Origin of the sequence: Microbispora siamensis (assembly GCF_016863095.1) — a bacterium.
Classification (GTDB): domain Bacteria; phylum Actinomycetota; class Actinomycetes; order Streptosporangiales; family Streptosporangiaceae; genus Microbispora; species Microbispora siamensis.
Genome location: NZ_BOOF01000014.1, coordinates 43,482 through 67,237 on the forward strand (window position 1 = coordinate 43,482; position 23,756 = coordinate 67,237).

A 23,756-nucleotide genomic window follows, 5' to 3' on the forward strand; every position below is an offset into this window, starting at 1 on the left:
TTGGAGCGGGTTCGTGGCAACTGGGCTACTGTCTAGTCCCACGACATGATTGACAGTTCTGTCCCACCACTTGCTTGACGGGTGCTCTAGGAAACATGACCGGCCTTGCGGGGCCGGGCCGCTTTGACGCTGCGGACGGGTTGAGTGGTGGTGCGGCGGACCACGCGGGTGTCGTCGGGCAGTTCGATCGTCAGAGTTGTGTCGCTGACGTGCACCGTGACGATCGCGCGAGCGTGAATGCGGCCGAGGGCGACCTTCTGCCCGACGACCATGATGACCCCGCTGTTGCTGGCCACCCGCTGCACCGTGACCGGCTCGGCCGAGGGCCTCGGTGGCGGCCCGGCAGGGCGGGCGTCGCGCAGGTGCCGCACCCGATCCCAGCTGATCGGGTTGGGCCGGGTGCGCAGCAGCTCGCGGGTGTCGGGGTCGAAGAACATCAAGGTGTGTTCCTCGATCCGGACGGTAACGCGGCGGCCGTTGAGGATCTCGGCCGCGAGCACGACGCGTCCGGCCAGGCTGACCGTGCCCGAGCGGCTGATGGTCCGATCCACCTCCACCGCCGTTCCCGGCTCGGTGGGCGGCAGCGGCGCCGGCCCGGCCGCGCGTCCCCCGCTGGCGGCGAGTTTGGACAGGTCGGCGTTCGACAGGTGGGAGCGGAAGCTCTTGATGCGCACCCCGGCGACCAGCAGGTGGATGACGTCGGTGTCGGCCCAGAACGTCACCATCATCCCGGCCCGGTCGGGGCCGAGCCAGAACTGGCGTCCCGCCACGAACATGTTGCCGCTGGCCGGGACGACGCGGTCGAACTCCACCGGCCCGCCCGACCACGCCCGCGCCGGCTGCTCAGCGTTGACCGGGTGCCGCTGCGGTTGTTCCCCGGCAGGGGTCTGCGCGTCGAGGTCGGGCGTTGAGGACGGTGGATGGGCGATGACCTGCCCGTCGATCGCCTTGAGCGCGCCGGGCAGCCGCAGCGGCAGCAACTGCTCCCCGCTGTCGGTCGTGGGCGTGAATCGCTCGGCCGGGCAGGCCATGCCGATCGCCTGATGCGGACGCCGGGTGTTGTACTCAACCACCCAGGCATCCACCGCGGCCTGCGCCGCCGCCAGGTCCTCAAACGGCACCCCGTCATCGAGCAGCTCGCGGCGCAGCGTCTGATGGAACCGCTCGACCTTCCCCGTCGTGGTCGGCGAACGCGGCTGAGTCAGCCGATGAGCGATGCCGTTGTCCCGGCAGATCCGGTCGAACAACACCTCCCCGCCCTTGCCGAACCGGTCGGTGAACTGCTTACCGTTATCCGTCAGCACCTCCTCCGGCACCCCGAACCTCTGCAGCGCCTGAGCGAAGGCCAGGCACACCGCCCGTCCGGTCGGACGAGCCACCACAGAGGCGATCACGCAGTAGCGGGAATGGTCATCGACCCCGGTGACGACCTTCGCCTCACTCCCGTCGGCCAGGAACACCCCGCCGACGATGTCCATCTGCCACAACTGCATCGGCGCAGGCCGCTCCCACCGCAGATAGCCCTCCCGACGTTTGCGCCGCTGCCGAGGACTCACGAGGCCATGGCGCACCAGCGCCCGATACACCGCCATCCGCGACGGCACCGGATCCACCCCCAGGCGCTTTGCCTCGTGCACCAGCCGGACCGGACCCCACCGCGGATGCTCGCGCCGCAGCTCACACACCACCGCCTCCACCTCCGCCGATAACTGCGACGGCGACGACTTCGGACGACGGGAACGGTCGACCAACCCCGACAAACCCGATTCCCGATAGCGGCGCAGCCAGGAATGCATCGTCTGCCGCGACACCCCAACCTGGGCGGCGATCTCGCTCACACTCGCCCCGGCGAGGACCGCCAAAACCGCCCGATAACGCTGCTCGACAACCGACAAATCGACCAGGGCCAATCCCGGCCTCCCGACGCGCGCCACCCGCAAACGACGCACGAAAGATCGACCGAAAACGGCACCTGTCAAACATGTCCTGGGACTGATGTGTCAAGCATGTCGCGGGACAGGACATGGCAACTGGGCTACTCGTTGCCGAATCATGCTTATAGTGATCAAGGGCGGCGCTGCGCGCCGCCTCGCGGCCCTACGCCCGCGCGGCGGCCGGGCGTGCGGCCTGGGGGCCGGTCCCGGCCGCCGGCAGCTCGGGCCGTCCATATCCATCGCGTACTTGCTGACCCGCCTCGGGTCTCCCATCGCGCATGGTGATGCCTACCGCTCCATTCAACGAGCGGAACCAGCTCCCAGCGTCCCAGCAGCCGCGCCATAGCATCCGAGCATGGACACGCCGTCTGATCTCTACCGCGCGTTGGAGGCTCTCTACGCGGCCTTCTCCCGGTATCCGCTGCCGGTTAAGACCGAGGTGTGTGACCACTGCGTGTCCGATGAACAGGTTCGCGCGACTCGCACAGCACCCCTCCGCATGCTCACCGCATCCGCCCTGGAGCCTTACGCCTGGAAAGCCCTGTACACATGGGGAGACGTCGAGGAGTTCAAGCACTATCTGCCCCGGTTACTGGAGCTGCTCATCCTCGAAGAGCTCGATGGCCTTCACGCCCGCTCCATGATGCTGCGCGTCGCCGTCAGATGGCAAAGCTGGCCCAAGATCGAGCAGGAAGCCGTCATCGCCACCGTCGGCGCGTGGTGGCGACACACCCTCAGCAGTTATCCGCGTGACGTCGACGGCATGGATCTGATCGAGATAATCGCCGATTACCTGAAGTTGGACCTGGCTCCCTACCTGGCAGAGTTGGAGTCGAACACCACCGAGGCGGCGGCCCGGCACATGGCCTGGCTCATGCACGACTTCACCGTCAGCGTCGCCCACAGCGCCGAGTGGTATGTGCTCCTGGACAACTGGATCAGGGGAACGGCACCCGCGACGATCCTGGAGCGCGCATTCTTCGCCGCCAGCTCGCCGGAAGTGGCCCAGGACCTCTCCGACGCACTCGAGACCCACCGCATCTGGAGCCGACACTGAACCTCAACCCAAAGCGCCTCCGGCGGGGGCCTCCGGCTCCGGGATGGCGCCGAGCTGGAGAGCGCGGGCCGTTAGTGGCTGAGGTAGGTGCCCGCGCATCCCTTCTGCCATCGACCCAGGCACAGCCCAGCAGACCGGCTCCTACGGCTCAAGCCCGTCTGTGACTCTTGGCGTCCAATGGCCGTGGAACGGCGACCGGCTAGAGTACACGCGAAGACGGGCTTGCCCCTCCGTCGCCGGCCCGCTGCCGCTTCGCGGTGGGTCGACGGCATACGGGATGCGCGGAAGGCGAGGTGTGCGCGTCCGCGCAGGTCACGAGCCCGCTCTAGTTGCAGTTTTAGTTGCAGTTCCCCGCCGTCCCAGGCCGTTCGAGAAGGACCGCCGAACGGTGTCGGTCCAGGTGGAACGGATCGGGACGGCCGAGAGCCGAGCTGCTAATGCGGTTTGGGTCTTAAGCCCATCCGGGGTTCAAATCCCCGAGCCTCCGCAGTTCAAAGCCCCTCTCGCTGACTTCAGCGAGGGGGGCTTTTTGATCTCCACGGGGCCTCTAGTTGCAGTTGCTCTCAGCCTTCGGGTTGGGGACGCTTTCAGCCCTCGCCCCACAGGGCTGCCCCCATGCGCTCGCTGGCGTCCTTCACCTGGGGACTGGCGATGTGGGTGTAACGCTCGGTGGTTGTCACCCGCGCGTGGCCGAGGATTTCTTGCACGACCCGGATGTGGACGCCCTGCTCTCCGGGGAGTGTCCCCGCTCGCGCGTCGTGGAGACGGGCCTCCCTGACCTTGGCTCGGCGCAGGAGTGCCCTGCCACATCTTGTAGTCCTCGCTGCGCTCCGTCGGCCGGCCCCGCCTCGTCGGGAAGAGCAGGTCGTGATCCTCCCAGAACTCCCCCGCTTCCGCCCGTTCGGCTTGATGTTGAGCATCAGACGGAAGTAGATCAGTCAGTACGAAAGTTCGTTGACAATGCGATTGGTGACGAGCATTGGGACTCGGATCGGTAAACAGAAGAATCCAGGCCGAAGGCCAGTGTCTAGGAGAGGGTTGCCGAACCTTGCTGCCGCCTCTGACGGCTACGACACCCCGTCGGACGCGCCCCGCTTTCCCTGATCTCTATTGGCGCCGCGCTCACGCCCTACCGATTTCCTGCGGGCCCACTCGTCGCGAATCTCGCGCAGCACTCCAAGCATGCCGCTCATCAGCGTGAAGACGAGGACGTGGTCCCACCCGAAGTCGTACTCGAATGGCCAACGTCTATCGGTAAACACCCACATGGCCAAGAGGCTCAACAGGAAGCCTGCGCAGAGCGACCCCAGGATGCTGTTGAGGGCCGCTTGGAGCAGCCCCCTCGGCCGTCTTCGCATCTTCCGCCCCTTCTCTTTCGCCTCCGGCAGAGCACTCCGGCTCCGGGATGCCGCCCGAGCTGAAAAGGCCGCAAGTGGCTGAGGTGGAGCACGCGCGCCCCCTTCTGGCATCGGCCCAGGCAAGCCCAGCAGACCGACTCCTCCGGCTCAAGCCCGTCTGTGACTCTTGGCGTCCAATGGCCGAGGAACGGCGACTGGCTGAGGTACATGCGAAGACGGGCTTGCCCCTTCGTCGCCGGCCCGCTGCCGCTTGGCGGCGGGTCGACGGCATACGGGATGCGCGGAAGGGCGAGGCGTGCGCGTCCGCGCAGGTCACGAGCCCCGTTCTAGTTGCAGTTCCCCGCCGTGCCAGGTCGTTCCAGGGGGAGCGCCAAGCGGTGTTGGTCCAGGTGGAACTAATTGGGACGGTCACGAGCCGAGCTGCCGATGCGGTTTCGGTTTACCGCCCACCTGTGTCGGCTACCTGTCCCTCTGGGGTGTTCGGCGTGCTTCTAAAGCAGGCCCGGTGTCGAATTTGACCGATCAAACTGCTCAGCAGCACAAGCATCTGGATACCGAAGAATATGCACAGATGAGCTGGAGGCCATGGCCGCTCGTTGCCCTCAACGACGAGCACAAAGTAAGTGCCTGCAGCCAGCCAGCCGATACCGAAGAGGGCCAAGGCTCGCCCCGCTCGGTACCAGATCGAGCGTCGATATAGTTCCATGCCCGGAACTGTCCCACGAACAGTGCATCACCAACAGATAGCCTCCGGCGGGGATACGTCTCGGGACGGGGTGACGGGTTGTCTCCCATGCGGCTTTTGATCGAGGTGCCTATACGGCTCCTGGCGACGGCCACTATTCCTCTCCCGGAAAGATCAGTCTGTTGGCTGTCCAGCCATTCCAGGTCCAGGTGCGCTCCGCTGAGGGTCGAAGTGCGCGTCACGCTCCTGGGTGTCGCGGACGTCGCGGGTCGCCGCGACGAGGATGGCCCTTCGGCTGTGATCGTGGTCGAGGGCCATCCTCGGGGCCGGGGCGAACGAACCGGCACCCCGGCTGGATTCAGTGCTTGGCCACAAAGACGTGCGCGGCGGTCCGCGCGGGGAGTACGGCGGACTCCCCGCCGCTGCCGACCATCACGCGGCCGGGTGACGACGTCACGCTCACGACCGCGCCGGGCCGCACCCCGGCGTGCCGCAGGGTGTGCATCAGCTGGGGGTCGGTCTGGATCGGCTCCCCGATGCGCCGTACGACCGCGCTCGCGCCGTTCGGCCCGGGCTCCAGGCTGCTGAGGCTGACGATGCCCTCGTCGAGGAACGGATCCGCGGTGCCCTCCTCCCCGAGCTCCTCCAGGCCCGGGATCGGGTTGCCGTAGGGCGACTCCGTCGGGTGCCGCAGCAGGTCCAGGACGCGGCGTTCGACGGCCTCGCTCATGACGTGCTCCCAGCGGCAGGCTTCGGCGTGGACCTGCTCCCACTCCAGCCCGATCACGTCGACCAGCAGGCACTCCGCGAGCCGGTGCTTGCGCATCACGCGCGTGGCGATCCGCCGGCCCTCCTCCGTCAGCTCCAGGTGCCTGTCGCCGGCGACGTGCAGCAGACCGTCGCGTTCCATGCGGGCGACGGTCTGGCTGACGGTGGGGCCGCGCTGGTTCAGGCGCTCGGCGATGCGGGCACGCATGGGGACCACGCCTTCCTCCTCGAACTCCAGGATGGTGCGCAGATACATCTCCGTGGTGTCGATGAGTCCGGACATGCTGGTGGTCAGGCGGGCGTTTCGGCGGTGGCGGTCAGGACCGCGCGGCCGAGGGTGTGGCCGGACATGGTGAAGCCGAGGAGGGCCGGGGTGGCGTCGGCCGGGACGCCGATGGACTCGACGTCGAGGGCGTGCACCACGATGAAGTAGCGGTGCTGGCCGTGCCCGGCCGGCGGCGCGGCGCCGATGAAGCGGGCCGCGCGGACATCGTTGGGCAGTTGGAAGGCGCCCTCGGGCAGGCCCGAACCCGTGTCGTCCCCGGCGCCCTCGGGCAGTTCGGTGACGGCGGCGGGGATGTCGGCGACCGCCCAGTGCCAGAACCCGGAGCCGGTGGGAGCGTCGGGGTCATAGACGGTGACGGCGTAGCTCTTGGTGCCTTCCGGGGCGCCGCTCCAGGACAGCTGCGGGGAGATGTCCTTCCCGCCGGGAATCCCCGAGGAGAACTGCTCGGGCGGCCAGGGGGCACCGTCGGTGACGGTGGTGCTGGTGACGGTGAAGGAGGCCGCCTCGGGGAGGCGGGCGAAGGGGTCGTTGGCGCTCATCGCGTCGTTCCTTTCAGGCCGTGCTGTGGGCCGGCGGTGATGCGGCCGGCGGAGAGCCGGCGGTTCGCGTAGAGGCACCGCCGACGTCTCCCGTCGCAATCGACCATAACACGGATAATCGATTATTTGTCGAATCGTCTATGATGTCTGCATGACCCAGACGGCCCACGCCTCGAACTCGCAGGGGAAACAGATGCTCTCCGAGCAGGTCTACGCGCACCTGCGGGATGCGATCATGCGCGGGGACTACGCCCCCGGTGACGCGCTCAAACCGCAGGACCTGGCCAAGGAACACGGCGTGAGCCTGGCCGTCGTACGCGAGGCGCTCGTGCGTCTGGTCGGCGAGGGCCTCGCCGACCGGCTGCCCAACCGCGGCTTCGCCGTCCCGGCCTTCTCCGACCGCCGCTGGCAGGAGATCGCGGAAGCCCGCCGGACCATCGAACCGGTCGTGCTGCGCATGTCCATCGAGCGCGGCGACGTCGACTGGGAGGCCCGCGTACGAGCCGCTCACCACCGTCTGGCCCGCACTCCGGCGTATGTGCCCGAGGAGGGCGAACACTACAGCAGCGCATGGTCCGAGGCCCATCGCGTCTTCCACCGCACCCTGCTGGAGGGCTGCGGCAACCCCGTCCTGCTGGAGACGTTCGACCGGATGTGGACCGCGAGCGAGCTGGCTCGCCGCTGGGCGGCGCAGCGCACCCCGGACCGGGACGCCCTCGGCGAGCACCGCCGTCTGGAGGAGGCGGCGCTGGCCCGCGACGCCGACACCGCGGCCGAGGTTCTGGCCCAGCACCTCACTCTGACCGCGGCCGCGCTGACCGGCTGTCCCCACCAGGCGAAGGAAGCATGATCCGCGCCTCGCCAATCTGGCCCATGAACTGGCGGGTTCGGCCCCGGACCGACAGAGGATCTATGGTCAAAGGGCACCGCGGGCCGGGGCCACGGCCGGCGCTCCGTGCCCCGTCGGAGGGGTGAAAGGGCCTAACTCTCCCAGGTGGCGTTCTTCAGTACGGTGGCGAGCCCCGGGGTGGCCCACTGGTCGACGATCAGGAGCCGCTCCTTCGGCAGGTACCACTCGCGCTGCTTGAACGTCGACTTCTCGGTCGCGTCGTCGTACGTGACGCAGCGCCCCGGCCATACGCGGTAGTGCGCCTTGTGACCCTCTCCGATGTTCCGGTGGCCGACCGCGATCGCCTTGCCGAGGACATGGCCGAGCTTGGGGTCGGTCGGGCAGGGAGCCACGTCGACGGCGGGATAGAACGGTCCATTGACGGGGTTGTAGGGCCGGAAGCCCTCGCCCCCGGTCTTGAGCGTCTTCGCCCCCATCACCCAGAAGCCCTGGCACCTGGGCTCGAAGTAGTGGCTCTTGGGCTTGGCGCAGGCGCCGGTCACCACGTGCACCTGGTCGGCGCTCCGATAGACCCGCCAGGCGCGGGGAATCTCCAGGGTCAGCCCGCCGGACAGCCGCAGGGACGTGGTGGAGGAGGCGGAGGCGCGGTCGGCCCCGGCCACGGCGACGGCCCCGATGACGGCACCGGCAGCGGCGGCCAAGGAGATCATTTTTCTCATCACGGCGCAAATAGTAGTGATGATCTATATATAGGTCATTCAGGGTACGTCGTCCGGCGACCACGTAGATCTCGATGCCGCGAAAGGGGCGGATGTGGGCTCTTCGTACGTTGTCACCGGGGGCGGGCGTGGCGTCGGACGTGCGCTCGTCGAACGGCTCCTCGGCGACGCGAACAGCGTCGTCGTGATCGAATTCGACCCGTCGGCGCTCGAGTGGACCCGCACTCACCCGGCCGGTTCCCGGGTCATCGCGGTGGCCGGCGACGCCGCCGACGAGGCTGTCGCGGAGCGGGCCGCCGACCTGGCACAGGCGGCGGGCCCACTCGCCGGCTGGGTCAACAACGCCGCCGTGTTCCGCGAGGCCTCGCTGGACATCCCGTCCGCGCGTGAGGTCCTGGACCTCATAGGGGCGAACTTCACTCCCGCGGTCGTCGGATGCACGACCGCGATCCGCCGCTTCCTGAGCGCGGGTGCGGGCGGGGCGATCGTCAACGTCTCCTCCCACCAGGCGCAGCGGCCGGTGCGTGGATCCCTGCCGTACGCGACGGCCAAGGCCGCCGTCGAAGGACTCACCCGGGCACTCGCCGTCGACTACGGACCGCGTGGCGTCCGGGTCAACGCCGTCGCCCTCGGCTCGATCAGCACCGAACGCTATGAGGCGTTCCTCAGTGGTCAGGAGCCCTCGGCGGCCTCACGCGTCGAGAACGAGATGGGCCTGCTGCACCCGGTCGGCAGGGTGGGACGCCCGGAGGAAGTGGCCGCCGCCGTCGCCTACCTGCTGTCCGAGGACGCGAGTTTCATCAACGGCGCGATCGTCCCGATCGACGGGGGCCGGTCGGTGCTCGGACGCGACCCCGAAGAAGCCTGAAAGCCCCGCTCACCTACACCGATCAGCGGCCGAGGCCGGCGTCGCGGGCGCGGATGATCGCCTCCGTTCGGTCGGCGGCCTGGAGCTTGGTGAGCACCGCGTGCACATGGTTGCGTACAGTCTTCTGGGACAGGAACAGCCGCGCGGCGATCTGGCTGTTCGACAGGCCGGCGGCCACCAGGTCGAGCACCTCGTGTTCCCGGGCGGTCAGGGCCGGGAACGGCGAGACGCCGCCGCTCTGCGGCCTCGGGGCCAGGAAGTCGGCGATGCGCGAGGCGAGGACCGCACCGAACACGACGCCGCCGCCCGCCACCGTCGTGATCGCGCGTACGACCTCGTCCGGCTCGGCGCCCTTGAGCAGATAGCCGCGGGCACCGGCGCGGAGCGCGTCGAAGATGGTGCCGTCCTCCTCGGACATCGTGAGCACCACGACGCCGATCTCCGGGTGCTTCTCGAGGACGCGGCGGGTGGCCTCGATGCCGTCCATGTCGGGCATCTGAACGTCCATGACCACCACGTCGGGTTCTCGCTCGTCCACCTGGTGAAGGGCCTCGACGCCGGTCGAGGCCGTCCCCGCGACCTCGACCTCGTCGATGCTGCTCAGCAGTGCCGCGAAGCCTTCACGGAACACCGGGTGGTCGTCCACCACGAGGACCCTCACCGGCCGCTTACCGGTCATCTCCCACCTTCCCTGTAGACGTGAGCACGGGCGGCTGCCCGGACGACGTGACGGGCAGCCGCGCCCGCACCCGCGTGCCGGCCGGTTCCGCGGAGGTCACGGTGCACGACCCGCCGAGTTCGGCGGCCCGTTCGCGCAACGACACCAGTCCCACACCCGCCACCGGCTCGGCGGCGAGGCCGACGCCGTCGTCGGTGATCACCACGTCGAGGTGCCCGCCTTCTACGTCGCGGGTGAGCGACACCACGCACTCGCCGGCCTGCGCGTGCCGGACCACGTTGGTGATCGCCTCCGAGGCGATCCGGTACGCGGCGACCTCCACGGCGGCCGGCAGGCCGGTGAGGTCGCCTCGCTCCTCGACGCGTACGGTCAGTCCCGGGGCTCTCAGCCGCTCCGCCTGCTGGCGGATCGCCCCGACCAGGCCGACGTCGTCCAGCGCGGGCGGGCGCAGGCCGTGCACCAGCCGCCTCACTTCGGCGAGCATCCCGGTGAGCTCCTGACGAGCCAGGCCGAGGATCCGGTCGGCGTCCTCGTTCGACCGCCGCGCGGTGATCCGGGCGGTGTCGATCCGGGACGCGACCGCCGCCAGGGCCGGCCCGAGGCCGTCGTGGAGCTCGCGGCGCAGGCGGCGGCGCTCGTCCTCCACGGCCGACACGATGCCCTCACGGCTGCGCTGCAACTCCTCCGCGAGCCGTACGGCACGGGCCGCCGCGGCGGCCTGGCGGATCAGGTCGGCCAGCAGTCGTTCGTCACCGGCGGTGAGCCGGCGGCGGGCGGCCCGGCGCGGCAGCAACAGCCGCCCGATTATCTCCCCCCGATAGGTGATGGGGAGCGCCTGCGTCTCGGCGGGGCGCTCGCCGTCCTCGACGAGCAGCACCTCGCCGCTGACCTGGGTGATCTCCACGCCGACGTAGGGCGTGCGGAAGGCCCGGGCCACCGTCCTGGCCAGCGTGACGAGTTGCGCCTCCGAGTCGTCGGTCCGCTCCAGCCTCTCGGCGAGCCCGGACATCACGTGGTAGGGATCGTCCCGATCGCCGACGATCCAGCGTCGCACCAGACGCCACAACCGGTGCCGGAGTTGCGCGTACAGGATGGCGACCGCGAAGACGGCGATGACCAGCCGCTCCCCCTCGTTCAGGCGCGGCCCGAGCAACCGGCCGGCGCCGCCCAGGACCAGCAGGTCGAGGACGAACGTCAGGGCGAGCAGGAGGCCGTACACGAGCGTCCCGCCGAGCAGCCGGTCGACGTCTACGAGATCCGGCCGCACGATCCCGATCGCGACCGACGCGGAGGTGAGGATCACGGCGACGGTCAGGCCGACGGTGCCGAACCAGAGGGGCAGCAGCCGGAACGTGAGCATGACCAGGAGGTCGACCACGGCCGCCCACAGCAGCCAGCGCATCCGGGCGCGGTCGACGCCGGTCACCGTACGGTAGCGCCGCACCACCACGACGAACGGCGTGACCAGGCTCAGCGGGAGGCTCAGCTGTGCCACCAGCAGCACACCGGTCCAGACGGCGTCCGGCAGCGGGAGATAGAGGGCCTCGAGGTTCAGCCTGCGCAGCGGCTCGGGCAGCGGGGTGGATTCCGCGGTCGCCTGGGCGATGGCGGACGGCGCCGCGACGAGGGCCAGCGGGAGCAGGCTCGTCAGCGCGAGGCTGAGCAGCGAGGCGACCCGCCACCGTCCGGTGGGCAGCTTCCCGTGCGGGAACAGCAGCAGCACCAGGGGGAGCAGCAGCACCAGGCCCGCTCCGAGCCGCTGGAAGACGATGAAGGCGGCGGACGCGCCGGGGAGCGCGGGATCACGCGTGGTGGCGTAGGCGAGCCACGACGACGCCACGCCGTCCAGCGCCCACCAGGCGCCGAAAGCCGACATCAGGCGTCCGAGGAGATGGCGCGGACAACCGCGGAGCACCACCATGCCGGCCGCGGCCAGTGCGACACCCGCGATCGCGTCGACCACGCCCGGCTGCAGTTCGAGGATGGCGCGGTGGGCCTGTGGCACCCGCAGATCGAGCAGCGCCGCCACTGGTGTGGCGGTCACGGCGATCGCGAGGAGCACAGGCCCGAGGCTCAGGCGCGAAGGCCGACGAACCGTCACAATCTGCACCAGGAAAGTGTGCCTCAGCAGGTAGACGATGTCCCTAGGACACGGGTCCCCCCTGCGCTGGGACGCGAGAGAAGGCCGGAATCGGGACACGATGCCCTGACCGTCTGGGTCGGTCGTTCATGAGGATCGTCCTCGTCGCCGCTTCCGACCTCACGAGTCGGCCGCCTCCCAGTCGAAGGAACAACGATGACCGAGACCTCGTCCGTACACGCCCGGAGTCACACCGCCGGTGCGTCCTCCCCCGCGCCGCTCGCCGAGACGACCGTACGCCGGCTGGCCCTGGGCCTTTCCACCGGCGCGCTGACCTGGTCGGCCGTCAGCTTCGTCTACGGCTTCGACCCCCAGGCCGAGACGGCACTCAAGATCACAGATCTGGGTGGTCTGGCGTTCCAGCTCGGCGCCTGGTGCCTTCTCGCGATCATGGTCCGCACCCGTGCGACCGGCGTGAGCCGCGTGGCCCGCGCCATGCTGCAGGTCGAGCGGGTGCTGCTGGCCCTGGCCATGGCGTGGAGCGTCTCCCACGCCTTCCTGCCCGCCGCGCGTGACAGCCTCTGGATGGGGATCCTCGACGCGTTCTGGCCGCTGTCGATGCTGGGCATGTTCGTGATCGGCGTCAAGGTCGCCATAAGCGGGCGGTGGCGCGGGGCGGCCCGCTTCTGGCCGCTCGTCGCAGAAAGCTGGGTGATCGTGACCCTCCCGACCATGGCGATCTTCGGCACGTCCGTGTCGGACGTCGTCGGCGCGGCCCACCTGCTCGTGGGGTACACGACGCTCGGCCTCATCATCGCGTTCCGTCCCGAACTCGTACGCCGCGAGGACCTCACATTGGGGTCGTGACACCGGCGACGCGGGTGAGGTCGAGCTTGGTCTCGTCCTCGCTGCCGGGCACGGTCGTGTAGATGACGATCTTCAGATCGGTGTCCGAGTCGGAGAGCACGTCGCAGTCGACGGTGATCTCTCCGACCGCCGGGTGCCGGATCGTCTTGCGATCCTCGGCGTGGGTGCCGACGGCGCCGGAGTGCCATAACCGGGCGAATCGAGGGTTGCCGTCCAGCGTCCGGCGGATCAGCCCGCTCAGGCGCGCGTCCTGGGGGTAACGGCCGGACGCGCGGCGCAGGTCGGCGACGATGGCCCGGTCGGTCGCCTCCGTGTTCTCCGAGACGACGGGCCATGCCGCGAGGCGCCCGCGATCGGACGGCACGGGAAAGCGCGAACGCACCAGATTCCGCTCCTCCGGCGCGAGCACGGAAGGGTCGCCGAGGAGCGCCGCCCAACCGCGGTTCCACCGCACCAGCCGCCAGTCGGCGGCGAACACGGCGACCGGCGCGTCGCCCAGCCGGGTGAGCACCCGCTGCATTCCGGGTGGGATGTGGTCGCTGATCAGGCCGTCCGGGGGCGGCTGCAGCCCGGCCAGCCGGTAGAGGTGGTCGCGCTCGGCGCGGCCGAGTTGCAGCGCCCGCGCCAGCGCGGCGGCGACCTGCGCCGACGGCGTGGTCGCCCGGCCCTGCTCCAGCCGTACGACGTAGTCCACCGAGACGCCCGCGAGATCGGCAAGCTCCTCGCGGCGCAGCCCGGCGGCACGGCGTACGCGACCGGCGGGCAGGCCGACAGCCGCGGGGGAGAGCCGGTCGCGCCAGGCGCGGATGGTCGCGCCGAGGCTCGTCTCGTCCGTCGTCATGCGCCCATTCTGCGTCGGCGGCGAGACGCCAGGGTGGTACTGCCCGTCCTACCGGCGAGCTCTCCCTGGCTGCCCGCGCCCGGAAGGCCGACGCTCGAAGCATGACCATCACCTTCATCACCGGGGCCAACAAGGGCCTCGGCTTCGAGACCGCCCGCCGCCTCGTCGACCTCGGCCACACCGTCGTCCTCGGCGCCCGGGACCCGGAACGCGGCCGGACGGCGGCCGACAAGCTCGGCGTACGCTTCGTGCGGATCGACGTCGCCGACGACGCGTCCGTCGCCGCCGCGGCGGCCGACGTCGCCGCGCACGAGGGCCGCGTCGACATCCTGATCAACAACGCCGGGATCCTCGGGCCGCGCGTGCCCGCCGACGAACTGACCGCGGACCACGCTCTCGAGGTCTTCCAGACGAACGTCGTGGGCATCGTCCGCGTGACCAGCGCCTTCCTGCCCCTTCTCCGCGAGTCGGAGCACCCGGCGATCATCAATGTCAGCAGCGGTACGGGGTCGTTCGCGCTGACCCACGACCCCGAGCGGGTGGAGTCGACGGTCGTGGGGCCGCTGTACACGTCATCGAAGTCCGCGGTGACGATGCTCACGACGCAGTACGCGAAGGCGCTGCCGGGCATCCGGGTCAACGCCGCCGACCCCGGCTACACCGCGACCGACCTCAACGGGCACAGCGGCCACCAGACCGTGACGGAGGGGACCGACGCGATCGTGACGCTCGCGACCGAGGGAGCCGACGGCGGAACGGGCCGGTTCATCGACCGCTTCGGGCCCGTGCCCTGGTGACGGCGGGGCCGGAACCGGCGGTGCCGCCGGCCGGACGGGATCGTTTTGAGCCCGGTTGCGGGGGATGGCTACCGTTTCCCGGTGACCACCTTGCCTGACGTCCTCGCTCGTGCGGCCGATGGGCACCCGCCCGAGCCGGGTGCCGGGCCGACCGTCGTTCCGCAGCCGTCCGCACGTCATGCGGGGGTCATCGCCTTCACCGCGCACAACGTGATCTTCGCCGATGTCGGCGAGGACTGGATCAGATCGCGGTTGCCTGACGACGATCTGTCGGCGCCGCTCAACCCGCCGTTCCTGCGAGACCTGGAAGAACGTACGGGACGCCGGGTCAACAACATCGACATGCTCGCCCTGGCCGCCCCCGCCGAAGGCCCCCCGCCCATCGAGCTGGTCGAAGTCACGGACGCCGCCCATCCGCGCGTCGAGCATGCCCACCGCTACCGCGACGACGTACGCGTCTGGACCTGCCCGGGAGGGCTCGTGCTCATCGGACGGGGAGTGGGCGGGCGGTGGGAGGTCGCGCTCGAGGTCGAGCCGGCCGGCCGTGGGCGCGGCCTCGGCCGCACCCTCGCCCGTGCGGCCCGGCATCTCACCCCGCACCCGCTCTGGGCGCAGATCGCCCCGGGCAACGCCGCGAGCGTACGGGCGTTCCTCGCCGCGGGCTACGTTCCGATCGGTGCCGAGGCACTCCTCGTCCCGCCCACCGTGTGAGGGGGCAGGGCGTAGCTCAGGGCAGGGCGTCGCTCAGGCGGCGGCGGAGCCGGGGCTCGTGGGCGGGGTCCGTGTGGAGGGTCAGGGTCAGCCCGGCCTCGGCGGCGCTGGCGAGGACGGCCAGCAGAGTGGCGAACTGCCCGGGAGGCTCGGCGTCGAGCAGGTCCTCGGCGTGATCCACGGCCAGGTGGACCGGCCCGACGTCGCGCAGGGAGTCGGTGAGGGCGTCCCAATTGCGGCCGAAGTACGCGGGAAGGCGCAGGACCCGTGCCACCTCGTCGAAGAAGGCGGCACGGGTCCGGCAGGCCCGCCCGTCGACGACCGCCGTGGCCGGATCGGTGGTCACCGTGAGCCACGGAGGCAGCGGACGCGCGGCGGAGGCCATGAGAAGTCCTAGAGCCGGTAGAAGTCGGTGTAGTGGTTGGGCGAGAACCAGGTCACGCCGGTGCTGCGGTTGACGACGATCCGATACGCGTCACGCGAGGCGCCGCGCGCTCGGGAGTAGACGTCGTACTCGTAGTAGGTGGCGCCGCTGGGCAGCTGGCCCTCCCGGTTGTAGAAGCGCCCGCCGGTGTAGTTGTACTTGCCGTCCGGCCAGGAGTACCAGCCGCTGCTGGTGGGGTAGCCCTTCCCGGCCCAGATCGCGTTCGCCGAGCGGGCGTCGGCACAACGGGAGATTGTGCAGGAGCTGTAGACCGAGGCGTGGGCGGGGACGATGCCGGTCACTCCGGTGAGGGACACGATGGCGGCGATCACGACGGCGAGCCGTCCCGGCCAGGACGGCCGGAAGCGTCGCGGAGTCTGCACGAGACCTCCTTGTGGGGGCGAGGGGACAGACATTCGCCAGCATCACCTCGAAACCGGGACGAACCAAGGTGGAGATTGGTGAACTCCCGTCGTCTTTTTCCGTATGCCCCGGGGTGTGCGTGGTTCCCCCCTGGATCGACCCAGGATTGACGCATGAGCGAAGCCGAGAACAGTACGTACGCGCCGGATCCGGTGACGAAGGCCGGTTATGTGCTGGAGTTCGAGGACACCTTCGACGGGGACAGGCTCGACGAGAGCCGCTGGATCCCGCGTTATCTGCCCCAATGGACCACGCGCGCCGCCTCTGCGGCCCGGTATCGCGTGGGCGACGGCTGCCTGCGCCTGCTGATCGAGGAGGACCAGTCGCCGTGGTCGCCGGAGATGGAGGGCCGACTGCGCGTGTCCTCGCTGCAGACAGGCGTGTTCTCCGGGCCGGTGGGCAGCGCCGTCGGCCAGCACGGGCGGGGCGGCCGGGCCGTCGTCCGCGAGGCCCAGGACGAGGCGCGGCTCTACACCCCGCACTTCGGCCTGATCGAGATGCGCGCCCGGGCCACCGACGACCCGCGCGCCATGGTCGCGCTGTGGATGATCGGCTTCGAGGACGCGCCCGAGCGGTCCGCGGAGATCTGCGTCTGCGAGATCTTCGGACGTGACGTACGGCCGGACGCGACGGCGGTCGGCATGGGCGTCCATCCGTTCGGCGACCCTGCGATCATCGAGGAGTTCGCCGCCGAGGTCCTCCCCATCGACGCGCGCGAGTTCCACGTGTACGCGGCCGAGTGGACCCCGGATCGGGTGACGTTCTTCGTGGACGGCCGCCAGGTCAAGACCGTCCGGCAGTCCCCGGACTATCCGATGCAGCTCATGCTCGGCATCTACGAGTTTCCCGACGCCGAGGGGCCCGAGCGGGTGGGGCCGTACCCCAAGGAGTTCGTGGTCGATTACGTGAGGGGCTATCGGCCCGTGACAGGTTGAGCCGTACGAGAGGCGCGGCTGGTGGGTATGAGGCATTTGAAGCGCTATGCCCGGATGGTCGAGGCCGATCAGCCGGTGCTCGGCCGTCCGGTGAAGGATCGGGGGATCTGATGCTGAGATGGCTCATCGTCCTGGTGGCGGCCGTGGTCGCGGCGCTGTCAGGGGTCACCGCGGGTTACGCGGCGCCGCCGGATGTCAGCGACCAGGACAAGGCATTCCTGATCGGTGCGCATCAGGACAACCTCGCGGAGATCCAGGGCGGACAGCTCGCCGAGCGGCAGGCCGGAAAGCAGTCGGTCAAGGACGCCGGCAGGAAGTTCGTGGAGGACCACACCTCCCTCGACGACCAGCTCAAGCGGGTGGCCGAGAAGCTGGGTGTGGACCTGCCGGGCAAGCCGAGCGAGGAGCAGCAGGCCGAACTGCGGCAGTTCGCCGCCAAGAGCGGCACCGCGTTCGACCGTGCGTGGATCGACGCGCAGGTCACGGATCACCGCAAGACCCTGGTTTCCCTGGACAAGGAAGTCTCGAGCGGTTCTTCCCTGGAGGTGAAGAACCTGGCCCGGGACGCCAAACCGGTGGTCCAGGAGCATCTCAACCTGGTCGAGAGCATTCAGAGCGGTGAGTGACGACCGGTGCCGGCCGGGGCTGGGCCCCGGCCGGCACGTCCCCTCCACGTCCTCTCCCGGCGGGCTCAACCGAACAGCTTGACCAGCAGCAGGATGATGAGCGCCCAGCAGACGAGACCCGCGACCACGACGGCGATGAGTCCGCGGAGCCGGTACCGCTTGCCGGGTGGGCCGGGTTGCTCGTCCACGTTCCCTCCACGTCGGGGTGTGTTCCGGCGTGAACCCCGCCTTGTGCTGATACCCCCGCAGGTCACGAGCGGTTCGTCACTGAGAGAGACGTCTGTGTTGCCTTCCGTGACAGCACTCGCCCGCGCTCCCCGATGAAACCACTGTGGACGGCAACGCGCTCCGAGGCCCTCGATTCGGGTGTGTGAATAGGGTGCGGTCATGCGGATCTTCACGAACCTCGCGGAACTCAAGGCGGCCAAGGGTGAGCATCTCGGGTACAGCGACTGGCGAGAGATCAGTCAGGAGAGGGTGAACGCCTTCGCCGACGCGACGGACGACCACCAGTGGATCCACGTGGACCCGGACCGGGCGAAGGACAGCCCGTTCGGTGGCACCATCGGCCACGGATACCTCACGCTCTCACTGCTGCCGTCGCTGCTCGGCGAGCTGTACCGCGTGGACGGCCTGCGCATGGCGATCAACTACGGGCTGAACAAGGTGCGCTTCCCCCGGCCGGTTCCCGTCGGGTCCCGGGTACGTGCGGGGGCGGAGATCACCGGCGTCAAGGGCACTCCCTCCGGCACCCTCGCGAACCTTCGCGTCACGATCGAGGTCGAGGGAGTCGACAGGCCGGCCTGCATCGCCGACACGCTCACGCTCTTCGTTCCTCAGGAGTGACCCGGCCTGCCCTCGGCCAGGCTCTGGAGGTGCGAGGGCGGGGCGACTTATTGGCGCAAGCAGGGGTGACGGGTCTGGTAGAGTTACACCCGTTGCAGGGCACCGCAGGTGAACAGGCAGCAAAGCGGCCGTAGCTCAATGGATAGAGCATCTGACTACGGATCAGAAGGTTAGGGGTTCGAGTCCTCTCGGCCGCGCACAGCTCAAAGGCCCATTCCGATAATCGGGATGGGCCTTTTTGATCTTTGTACAGCAGCTCTATACAGCAACCCGTTGTATGCCGATGAGGTTTTGGTGCCTCGGGTCGCCACAGCGTGGACAACGTGCGCAACTGTTGCCTGCATGCCGAGTGCATGGCGCTCAGAGGAGGTGCCCTGATCGTCCCGCCCGTCACCGACCCTGGGCAAGCCCAGCAGACCAGCTAGGTCAAGCCCAGGTGTCACGTAGAGCAACCAGCGCACGAGGAAACTCACCGGGATCCACGACGTACACCCGGCCCCGCCTCTGCGGCTTGTGGCACTCGGCTCACCATTCCCGGCCGGCGATCAACTCCTCCGCGTCCGCCTCCGCGAACCCGTATGCCGACGCCACGAACCAGAAGTCTTCGGCGATCGCCTCTCGTGCGAAAGTCTCGATTTCACTGCCGGCCGCCTCGAACTCCGCCTCCAGCGCGTTGAACTCCTCCGTCGCGGCCTCCGTGAGCACGTACAGCGCCGCCAGGTCCGGCGGCCGCTCGGCCTCGATCCGCTCGCAGAGCCGCAGGAGGATGGCTTTCCCCTTGTCGACGACGTGATCCGGAAAGTACTCGTCCTCGTACATGCCCTTGAGAAAGGCATGCTCGGCCACCTGCCGGTTCGTTGGCGCCACCGCGATCTCTCATTCCGTCGACAGCTTGGTGATCCGATGCTGCACTACGCCACCGACAAACATCTGCCCGGTCTGAGGCGACACGGGCGGCCGTGAGCCGGATCCCTTTTGCGGTTGTGCCGACATATGCCGATACGACAGAGTCTTTCCGATCATCGTTGTGGATCTACGTCGACATGTGAGGAAACGGCATGGCGGGTCGCCCGTACGCGCGGCTGAAGAGTCCGGTCCGGCGGACGCGGGGGCCCCTGGCGCTGTTCTCGGCGGCGCTGGCGTCGTCCCTCTTGGTCGCGGTCCCCGCGGCGGCCGCCCCAGCGACCGGTGCCGGGACGGTCCTGGCGAAGTCCGCCTCTTCCACGGCCGGGATCGCGAAGGACGACCTGCTGGCGCGGCTCAGGGCCGTCCCCGGTCTCCGGGTGGTGTCGGTGAAGAAGGGGCGGGCGAAGGGCTACAAGGACTACACCCTCACCTTCACCCAGCCGGTGGACCACCGGAACCCGCGCGGCGGCACTTTCCAGCAGCGGCTCACTCTCTCGCACCGGTCGGTGGACCGGCCCGTGGTCCTCTACACCAGCGGATACTTCATCCCGGAGAAGGCGTGGCTCCAGGAGCCCACCTACGGGCTCGACGCCAACCAGCTCTCTGTCGAGCACCGTTTCTTCGGCGCCTCGCTTCCGAAGCGGAAGGACTGGGCGAAGCTCGACATCTGGCAGGAGGCGAGCGACGAACACGCGATCGTCGAGGCGCTCAAGCAGGTCTACGACGGCGCCTGGATCGGCACCGGGGCCAGCAAGGGCGGCATGACCGCCGTTTACCACCACCGGTTCTATCCGGGCGACCTCGACGGGGTCGTGGCCTATGTCGCGCCCAACGACGCGGTCAACGCCGACGACCGCGTCTACGAGCGGTTCTTCACGACCGTGGGCACGCCGTCGTGCCGGGCCGCCCTGCGTACCGTGCAGCGGGAGGCGCTCAAGCGTCGCAAGAGCCTGGTGCCCCGGCTTACGGCCCTGGCCAAGCGTGAGGGCCTCACCTTCGGCCGCACCATCGGCACGGCGGACCGCTCCTTCGAACTGAGCGTGCTCGACTCCGCCTGGACGTTCTGGCAGTACTTCCGGCAGCAGGACTGCAAGGGCATCCCCGGTGAGAAGGCTTCCGACACCGCCATCTTCCGATGGGTGGACAAGATCCAGACCTGGAAGCAGTACACCGACCAGGGCATCGAGCCGTACCTGCCCTACTACTACCAGGCGGCCACCCAGCTCGGCTGGGCGTCCCTGAGCTTCGCCCACCTCAAGGGCCTGACCCGGTATCCGGGGCTCTACCAGCCGAACTCGGTGCTGCCCGCGTCCCTCCGCTCCCGCTTCGACGGCAGGGCCATGCGGGACGTGGACGCGTGGGTGACCCGGCAGGCGAGCCGGATGATGTTCGTCTACGGCGGGCGGGATCCCTGGAGTGCCGAGCGGTTCACGCCGAAGGGGACGGACTGCCATGTGTTCGTCGACCCGCGCGCCAACCACGGCGCGAGCATCAGCCACCTGTCCTCTCGCGACTTCGCCGAGGCCACGGACACCCTCAGGCGGTGGGCCCGGCTCACCTGAGCGCCTCCGGGCACGGACGGATCAGGGACCTGGCCGATTCTCAGAAGTCGGGAAACACCAAGGACAAGAGCAGTATCTCGGCACCGAGCACCAACAGGCACTTCACGGTGAATGGGCCGGGCCGCACCTGGCGCGTCTCCCCGTTCGGGTTCTGCAGTGCGTGAGCGGCCGCTTCTCTGATCTCCTCACCCTGCCCGATCGTCGCCGCGAACAGGGCGATCATTGTCGCGGCGTAGATCGTCAGGACCCTCGCCTCCGAGGAGACCGGTCGAGAATCAAAGGCCGTTACAGCGACCAGCCCGCCGAACACGACGAGGAATCCGAGAGCGGCTCTCATGCGGTAGCCCCAGCTAGGCATCAACAAGCCGAGCCGTACCAGTGCGACCAGAGTCGACAACCCCGCCACAAGCCATAGATAGCCAGGGTGTACGTCGGCGAGCATCACGGGCCAGCATCCTTCGACGATGCCCAACCGGATACTGCCGGCCAGGCTTTTGGGTGGGAGGAGTCGGGGCACTTGACCATCGGTAATTCACGTTATCTCGTTACCGGTCCGCCCTGACTTGTCGGCCCCTTATGCGGCCCTCGTGGAAGAATCGCGATTCGGCATAACGTCAATTTCCGCGCGGCTCCGTACACTTTCATCCTGTCCCGCGCCTCCGCCAGAACAACCGTGGCCAATCACGGCGATCGCTTTCGTTTGACTTCGCAATCATGAAGGATCACGCGATGGCCGTCCTCATTTCAGGCGCCACGCCTCTACCAGCGGAAACTCTTCTACCAGTCCCGTGGACGCAACCCTCGCCGGTCGCCCTGCGCCGGCATCACGAGGCGCCGGAGTGCCGTAACCCGTGGGGTGCCAATGGTCGAGGCCGGCCTTCTCGATCACCTGTCAGGCGGCGCGTACGCCTGTAAGGGGAGGCTGACGGACAGGCTGACAACACGATCTCGTTGTGGACAGCGCGGGCGTTCCGAAACCGTGGGTCCGCCGCAGGAATCACCTGCCGGTGTCCGACCCCAGGAGAAACGATGAAGCTGCCTTCATGCGCCGGCGCACTCGCGGCGGCCGCCCTGCTCGCCTGCATGACCGGAGCGCCCGGGATGTCGGTGGCACAGGCAGCCGAAACCAGGGCCCTTCCGAGCGTGGACATGGAAGCCACTGTCAAGGCGGCCCAGATCGACCCGCGGCGGGCTGACAACACGCTGACTCCGGGCGCGAAGGCCAGCGTGCTCCTCGTCGAGCAGGCGCTGCGCGACCGGCACCTGCTCGACGCGAAGTGGGTGGACGGGTACTTCGGCACCACGACGGTCGCGGCTTTCACGAAGTTCCAGAAGTCGCTCGGCTTCACCGGTCTCGCCGCCAACGGCCTTCCGGGTGAGACGTCGCTCACCAAGCTCGGAGCCGGCCGTTTCACGGTCACGCACATCATCGGGCCGGGTGCCCGGGTGTCCGTCGGCGGCGTCGTCGTCGACACCCGCACGCGGAGCATGCTGGCCGAGGCGAAGCGGCTGCTCGGCCGCGACCTCGTGCTGTTGCAGGGGTCGTACAACCCCGGCGGCGACCCCACGTCCGCGGGCACCCACGACGGCGGCGGCGTCGTCGACATCTCGGTCGAGGGGATGGATTCCGCCACCCGCACCGCCGTCGTCCGCGCGTTGCGACGCGTCGGCTTCGCGGCATGGGTGCGCAGCCCCGACCAAGCCGACTGGCCGTGGCACATCCACGCCGCCGCCATCAGCGACACCGACCTCTCCAGTCAGGCCCAGCATCAGATCGGTGACTACTACCTCGGTCTGAACGGGCTCGCCGGCCGTGGCCCCGACGACGGCCCGAAGGTGACCATCCGCACCTGGGAGGAGTACCAGCGCCGCTGACCATCCGAAACCCAGGTTGCACAGACACGAAGGAGAACATCATGGGAACGCTCAACAAGATCCTCACCGCGGCGGCCGCCGCGATGGTGCTCGGCGGGGCGGTGCTCGCCACCGCCTCGCCCGCCTCGGCGGCCACCCGCAACGGCGTGTGCGAGACCGGCGAGTTCTGTTACTACTTCAACAGCAACAACCAGGGATCAGTCTCCGACTTCACCGCATCCGTCGGCGACTACGGCACCCGCCAGCCCTCCTGCTTCGACTTCAAGGGACCCGGCACCGGCAAGGGCACGTGCGTCAAGAACGCCGCCGCCTCGGTCTGGAACCGCAGCGCCAAGACCGTCCGCGTCTACTACAACAGCAACTACGGCGGCAGCGTCTACCAGGACTTCGCGCCCGGCGCCAAGGGCAACCTCAAGCCCGGCCTCAAGAACCAGAACGCCTCCCACCAGTTCGGCCCGTCGTCATCGGCCCGCGTCAACATGTCGTACGCGCTGTACCAGACCGGCGGCGGCTACATCAGCTGCGGCTTCGACGGTTACGTCCACACCTCTGGCCGGCATGAGGGTATCGACATCAAGCGCAGCGTGGGTTCGGCTGTCCACGCCCTGGTGAGCGGTCAGATCATCAACGTCGTGCACGGGCGCAACGGCGGCTCGGGGCTCTCCACGATCGCCGTCTACAACGCCTCGCTGAACAAGACGATCATCTACCTGCACTCCGCTCCGCTGTCCTCGCTGCGTGTGGGCCAGCAGATCGCGCGCGGCCAGATCATCGCGGAGGAGGCGTGGCACGGGGTGTCGTCTAGCAAGGCCGCACACACCCACGTCGAGATGCGCCCCGGACGGCAGAAGCTCGCCGCCAAGAGCGTCGGCGACTCGACTCTGAGCAACCCGAACCCGAACTCGTTCTGGGTCTCCCAGGGCTACAACATCCGCTAGCGCACCGGGACCTCTGATGAAGCACCGGGGCCTCCGATGAAGAGGAAGGCAACTGTGTCTCCACGAACTGCACGGCTGATCTCGCGGCTCACCGCGGCGGCCGCCGCGATGGTGCTCGGCGGGGCGGTGCTCGCCACCGCCTCGCCCGCCTCGGCGGCCACCCGCAACGGCGTGTGCGAGAC

Annotated in this window: 25 protein-coding genes and 1 tRNA gene; 13 read left to right on the forward strand and 13 right to left on the reverse strand. The window is 69.0% G+C overall.

What is annotated here, in order from left to right; all coding sequences use genetic code 11:
• Positions 1–86 precede the first annotated feature (86 nt).
• Entirely contained in the window at positions 87–1,895 is a 1,809-nt protein-coding gene (locus Msi02_RS44520) for an IS481 family transposase (protein ID WP_373308271.1), read from the reverse strand.
• 394 nt (positions 1,896–2,289) lie between these two features.
• On the opposite strand from Msi02_RS44520, the gene Msi02_RS15100 reads away from it, so the two are divergent.
• Positions 2,290–2,991, forward strand: a complete 702-nt coding sequence (locus tag Msi02_RS15100; RefSeq protein ID WP_204048935.1) for a hypothetical protein — start codon at positions 2,290–2,292, stop codon at positions 2,989–2,991.
• 587 nt (positions 2,992–3,578) lie between these two features.
• On the opposite strand, the gene Msi02_RS43975 is transcribed toward Msi02_RS15100, so the two are convergent.
• The 3 genes from Msi02_RS43975 to Msi02_RS15115 form a co-directional block, all read right to left on the reverse strand.
• Positions 3,579–3,911 carry a tyrosine-type recombinase/integrase gene (locus Msi02_RS43975; RefSeq protein WP_204048936.1) on the reverse strand — a complete coding sequence of 111 codons (333 nt, stop codon included), beginning with the start codon at positions 3,909–3,911 and terminating at the stop codon, positions 3,579–3,581.
• A gap of 1,481 nt (positions 3,912–5,392) precedes the next feature.
• Positions 5,393–6,085, reverse strand: coding sequence for an iron-dependent transcriptional repressor DtxR (locus Msi02_RS15110; protein ID WP_204048937.1), 693 nt, complete (start codon positions 6,083–6,085; stop codon positions 5,393–5,395).
• 8 nt (positions 6,086–6,093) lie between these two features.
• Positions 6,094–6,627: a YbhB/YbcL family Raf kinase inhibitor-like protein gene (locus Msi02_RS15115; RefSeq protein ID WP_204048938.1), complete on the reverse strand. Its 534-nt coding sequence runs from the start codon at positions 6,625–6,627 to the stop codon at positions 6,094–6,096.
• A 151-nt stretch (positions 6,628–6,778) separates the two neighbouring features.
• Between Msi02_RS15115 and Msi02_RS15120 the strand changes: the two genes are divergently transcribed.
• A complete protein-coding gene (locus tag Msi02_RS15120; RefSeq protein ID WP_079319492.1) occupies positions 6,779–7,477 on the forward strand; it encodes a GntR family transcriptional regulator in 699 nt (232 codons plus the stop codon).
• Positions 7,478–7,608: 131 nt separating this feature from the next.
• On the opposite strand, the gene Msi02_RS15125 is transcribed toward Msi02_RS15120, so the two are convergent.
• Entirely contained in the window at positions 7,609–8,187 is a 579-nt protein-coding gene (locus tag Msi02_RS15125; RefSeq protein WP_204048939.1) for a hypothetical protein, read from the reverse strand.
• A 103-nt stretch (positions 8,188–8,290) separates the two neighbouring features.
• On the opposite strand from Msi02_RS15125, the gene Msi02_RS15130 reads away from it, so the two are divergent.
• Positions 8,291–9,064: an SDR family NAD(P)-dependent oxidoreductase gene (locus Msi02_RS15130; protein WP_204048940.1), complete on the forward strand. Its 774-nt coding sequence runs from the start codon at positions 8,291–8,293 to the stop codon at positions 9,062–9,064.
• A 22-nt stretch (positions 9,065–9,086) separates the two neighbouring features.
• Here Msi02_RS15130 and Msi02_RS15135 read toward each other — a convergent pair whose 3' ends face one another.
• Both Msi02_RS15135 and Msi02_RS15140 read right to left on the reverse strand, forming a co-directional pair.
• Entirely contained in the window at positions 9,087–9,743 is a 657-nt protein-coding gene (locus Msi02_RS15135) for a response regulator (protein WP_204048941.1), read from the reverse strand.
• The gene (locus Msi02_RS15140; protein ID WP_204048942.1) at positions 9,733–11,805 is read right to left on the reverse strand and encodes a sensor histidine kinase; all 2,073 of its coding nucleotides are present in this window, start codon (positions 11,803–11,805) and stop codon (positions 9,733–9,735) included. The genes Msi02_RS15135 and Msi02_RS15140 overlap by 11 nt, the downstream gene beginning before the upstream one ends.
• 234 nt (positions 11,806–12,039) lie before the next feature.
• Between Msi02_RS15140 and Msi02_RS15145 the strand changes: the two genes are divergently transcribed.
• Positions 12,040–12,690: a hypothetical protein gene (locus tag Msi02_RS15145; RefSeq protein WP_204048943.1), complete on the forward strand. Its 651-nt coding sequence runs from the start codon at positions 12,040–12,042 to the stop codon at positions 12,688–12,690.
• On the opposite strand, the gene Msi02_RS15150 is transcribed toward Msi02_RS15145, so the two are convergent.
• A complete protein-coding gene (locus tag Msi02_RS15150; RefSeq protein ID WP_204048944.1) occupies positions 12,674–13,531 on the reverse strand; it encodes a helix-turn-helix domain-containing protein in 858 nt (285 codons plus the stop codon). The genes Msi02_RS15145 and Msi02_RS15150 overlap by 17 nt on opposite strands.
• Positions 13,532–13,632: 101 nt before the next feature.
• Here Msi02_RS15150 and Msi02_RS15155 point away from each other — a divergent pair, with 101 nt between their 5' ends.
• Positions 13,633–14,328, forward strand: a complete 696-nt coding sequence (locus Msi02_RS15155; RefSeq protein ID WP_079319486.1) for an SDR family NAD(P)-dependent oxidoreductase — start codon at positions 13,633–13,635, stop codon at positions 14,326–14,328.
• 81 nt (positions 14,329–14,409) lie between these two features.
• Positions 14,410–15,039 (forward strand): GNAT family N-acetyltransferase, encoded by a 630-nt coding sequence (locus Msi02_RS15160; protein ID WP_204048945.1) that lies wholly within the window; start codon positions 14,410–14,412, stop codon positions 15,037–15,039.
• 16 nt (positions 15,040–15,055) lie between these two features.
• On the opposite strand, the gene Msi02_RS15165 is transcribed toward Msi02_RS15160, so the two are convergent.
• Both Msi02_RS15165 and Msi02_RS15170 read right to left on the reverse strand, forming a co-directional pair.
• Positions 15,056–15,424: a barstar family protein gene (locus Msi02_RS15165; RefSeq protein WP_204048946.1), complete on the reverse strand. Its 369-nt coding sequence runs from the start codon at positions 15,422–15,424 to the stop codon at positions 15,056–15,058.
• An 8-nt stretch (positions 15,425–15,432) separates the two neighbouring features.
• Positions 15,433–15,846 (reverse strand): ribonuclease domain-containing protein, encoded by a 414-nt coding sequence (locus Msi02_RS15170; RefSeq protein WP_204048947.1) that lies wholly within the window; start codon positions 15,844–15,846, stop codon positions 15,433–15,435.
• Between the two features lie 153 nt (positions 15,847–15,999).
• On the opposite strand from Msi02_RS15170, the gene Msi02_RS15175 reads away from it, so the two are divergent.
• Together Msi02_RS15175 and Msi02_RS15180 are read left to right on the forward strand one after the other, a co-directional pair.
• Positions 16,000–16,821 carry a glycoside hydrolase family 16 protein gene (locus Msi02_RS15175; RefSeq protein ID WP_239108426.1) on the forward strand — a complete coding sequence of 274 codons (822 nt, stop codon included), beginning with the start codon at positions 16,000–16,002 and terminating at the stop codon, positions 16,819–16,821.
• A 110-nt stretch (positions 16,822–16,931) separates the two neighbouring features.
• Entirely contained in the window at positions 16,932–17,447 is a 516-nt protein-coding gene (locus Msi02_RS15180) for a DUF4142 domain-containing protein (protein WP_204048948.1), read from the forward strand.
• Positions 17,448–17,512: 65 nt separating this feature from the next.
• Here Msi02_RS15180 and Msi02_RS43980 read toward each other — a convergent pair whose 3' ends face one another.
• On the reverse strand, positions 17,513–17,635 hold the full coding sequence (locus Msi02_RS43980) for a hypothetical protein (protein ID WP_264294895.1): 123 nt from the start codon (positions 17,633–17,635) through the stop codon (positions 17,513–17,515).
• Between the two features lie 199 nt (positions 17,636–17,834).
• Between Msi02_RS43980 and Msi02_RS15185 the strand changes: the two genes are divergently transcribed.
• Both Msi02_RS15185 and Msi02_RS15190 read left to right on the forward strand, forming a co-directional pair.
• A complete protein-coding gene (locus tag Msi02_RS15185) occupies positions 17,835–18,293 on the forward strand; it encodes a MaoC family dehydratase (protein ID WP_204048949.1) in 459 nt (152 codons plus the stop codon).
• 124 nt (positions 18,294–18,417) lie between these two features.
• A tRNA-Arg gene (locus Msi02_RS15190) sits at positions 18,418–18,490 on the forward strand.
• Between the two features lie 328 nt (positions 18,491–18,818).
• Here Msi02_RS15190 and Msi02_RS15195 read toward each other — a convergent pair.
• Positions 18,819–19,139, reverse strand: coding sequence for a DUF5713 family protein (locus tag Msi02_RS15195; RefSeq protein WP_275414142.1), 321 nt, complete (start codon positions 19,137–19,139; stop codon positions 18,819–18,821).
• Between the two features lie 212 nt (positions 19,140–19,351).
• Between Msi02_RS15195 and Msi02_RS15200 the strand changes: the two genes are divergently transcribed.
• Positions 19,352–20,761, forward strand: coding sequence for a S28 family serine protease (locus tag Msi02_RS15200; protein WP_204048950.1), 1,410 nt, complete (start codon positions 19,352–19,354; stop codon positions 20,759–20,761).
• A 40-nt stretch (positions 20,762–20,801) separates the two neighbouring features.
• Here the strand turns inward: Msi02_RS15200 and Msi02_RS15205 are convergent, their stop codons facing one another.
• Positions 20,802–21,206, reverse strand: a complete 405-nt coding sequence (locus Msi02_RS15205; RefSeq protein ID WP_204048951.1) for a hypothetical protein — start codon at positions 21,204–21,206, stop codon at positions 20,802–20,804.
• A 584-nt stretch (positions 21,207–21,790) separates the two neighbouring features.
• On the opposite strand from Msi02_RS15205, the gene Msi02_RS15210 reads away from it, so the two are divergent.
• Both Msi02_RS15210 and Msi02_RS15215 read left to right on the forward strand, forming a co-directional pair.
• Positions 21,791–22,636 (forward strand): peptidoglycan-binding domain-containing protein, encoded by an 846-nt coding sequence (locus tag Msi02_RS15210; protein WP_204048952.1) that lies wholly within the window; start codon positions 21,791–21,793, stop codon positions 22,634–22,636.
• Positions 22,637–22,677: 41 nt separating this feature from the next.
• On the forward strand, positions 22,678–23,574 hold the full coding sequence (locus Msi02_RS15215; RefSeq protein WP_204048953.1) for a peptidase inhibitor family I36 protein: 897 nt from the start codon (positions 22,678–22,680) through the stop codon (positions 23,572–23,574).
• Positions 23,575–23,756 lie beyond the last annotated feature (182 nt).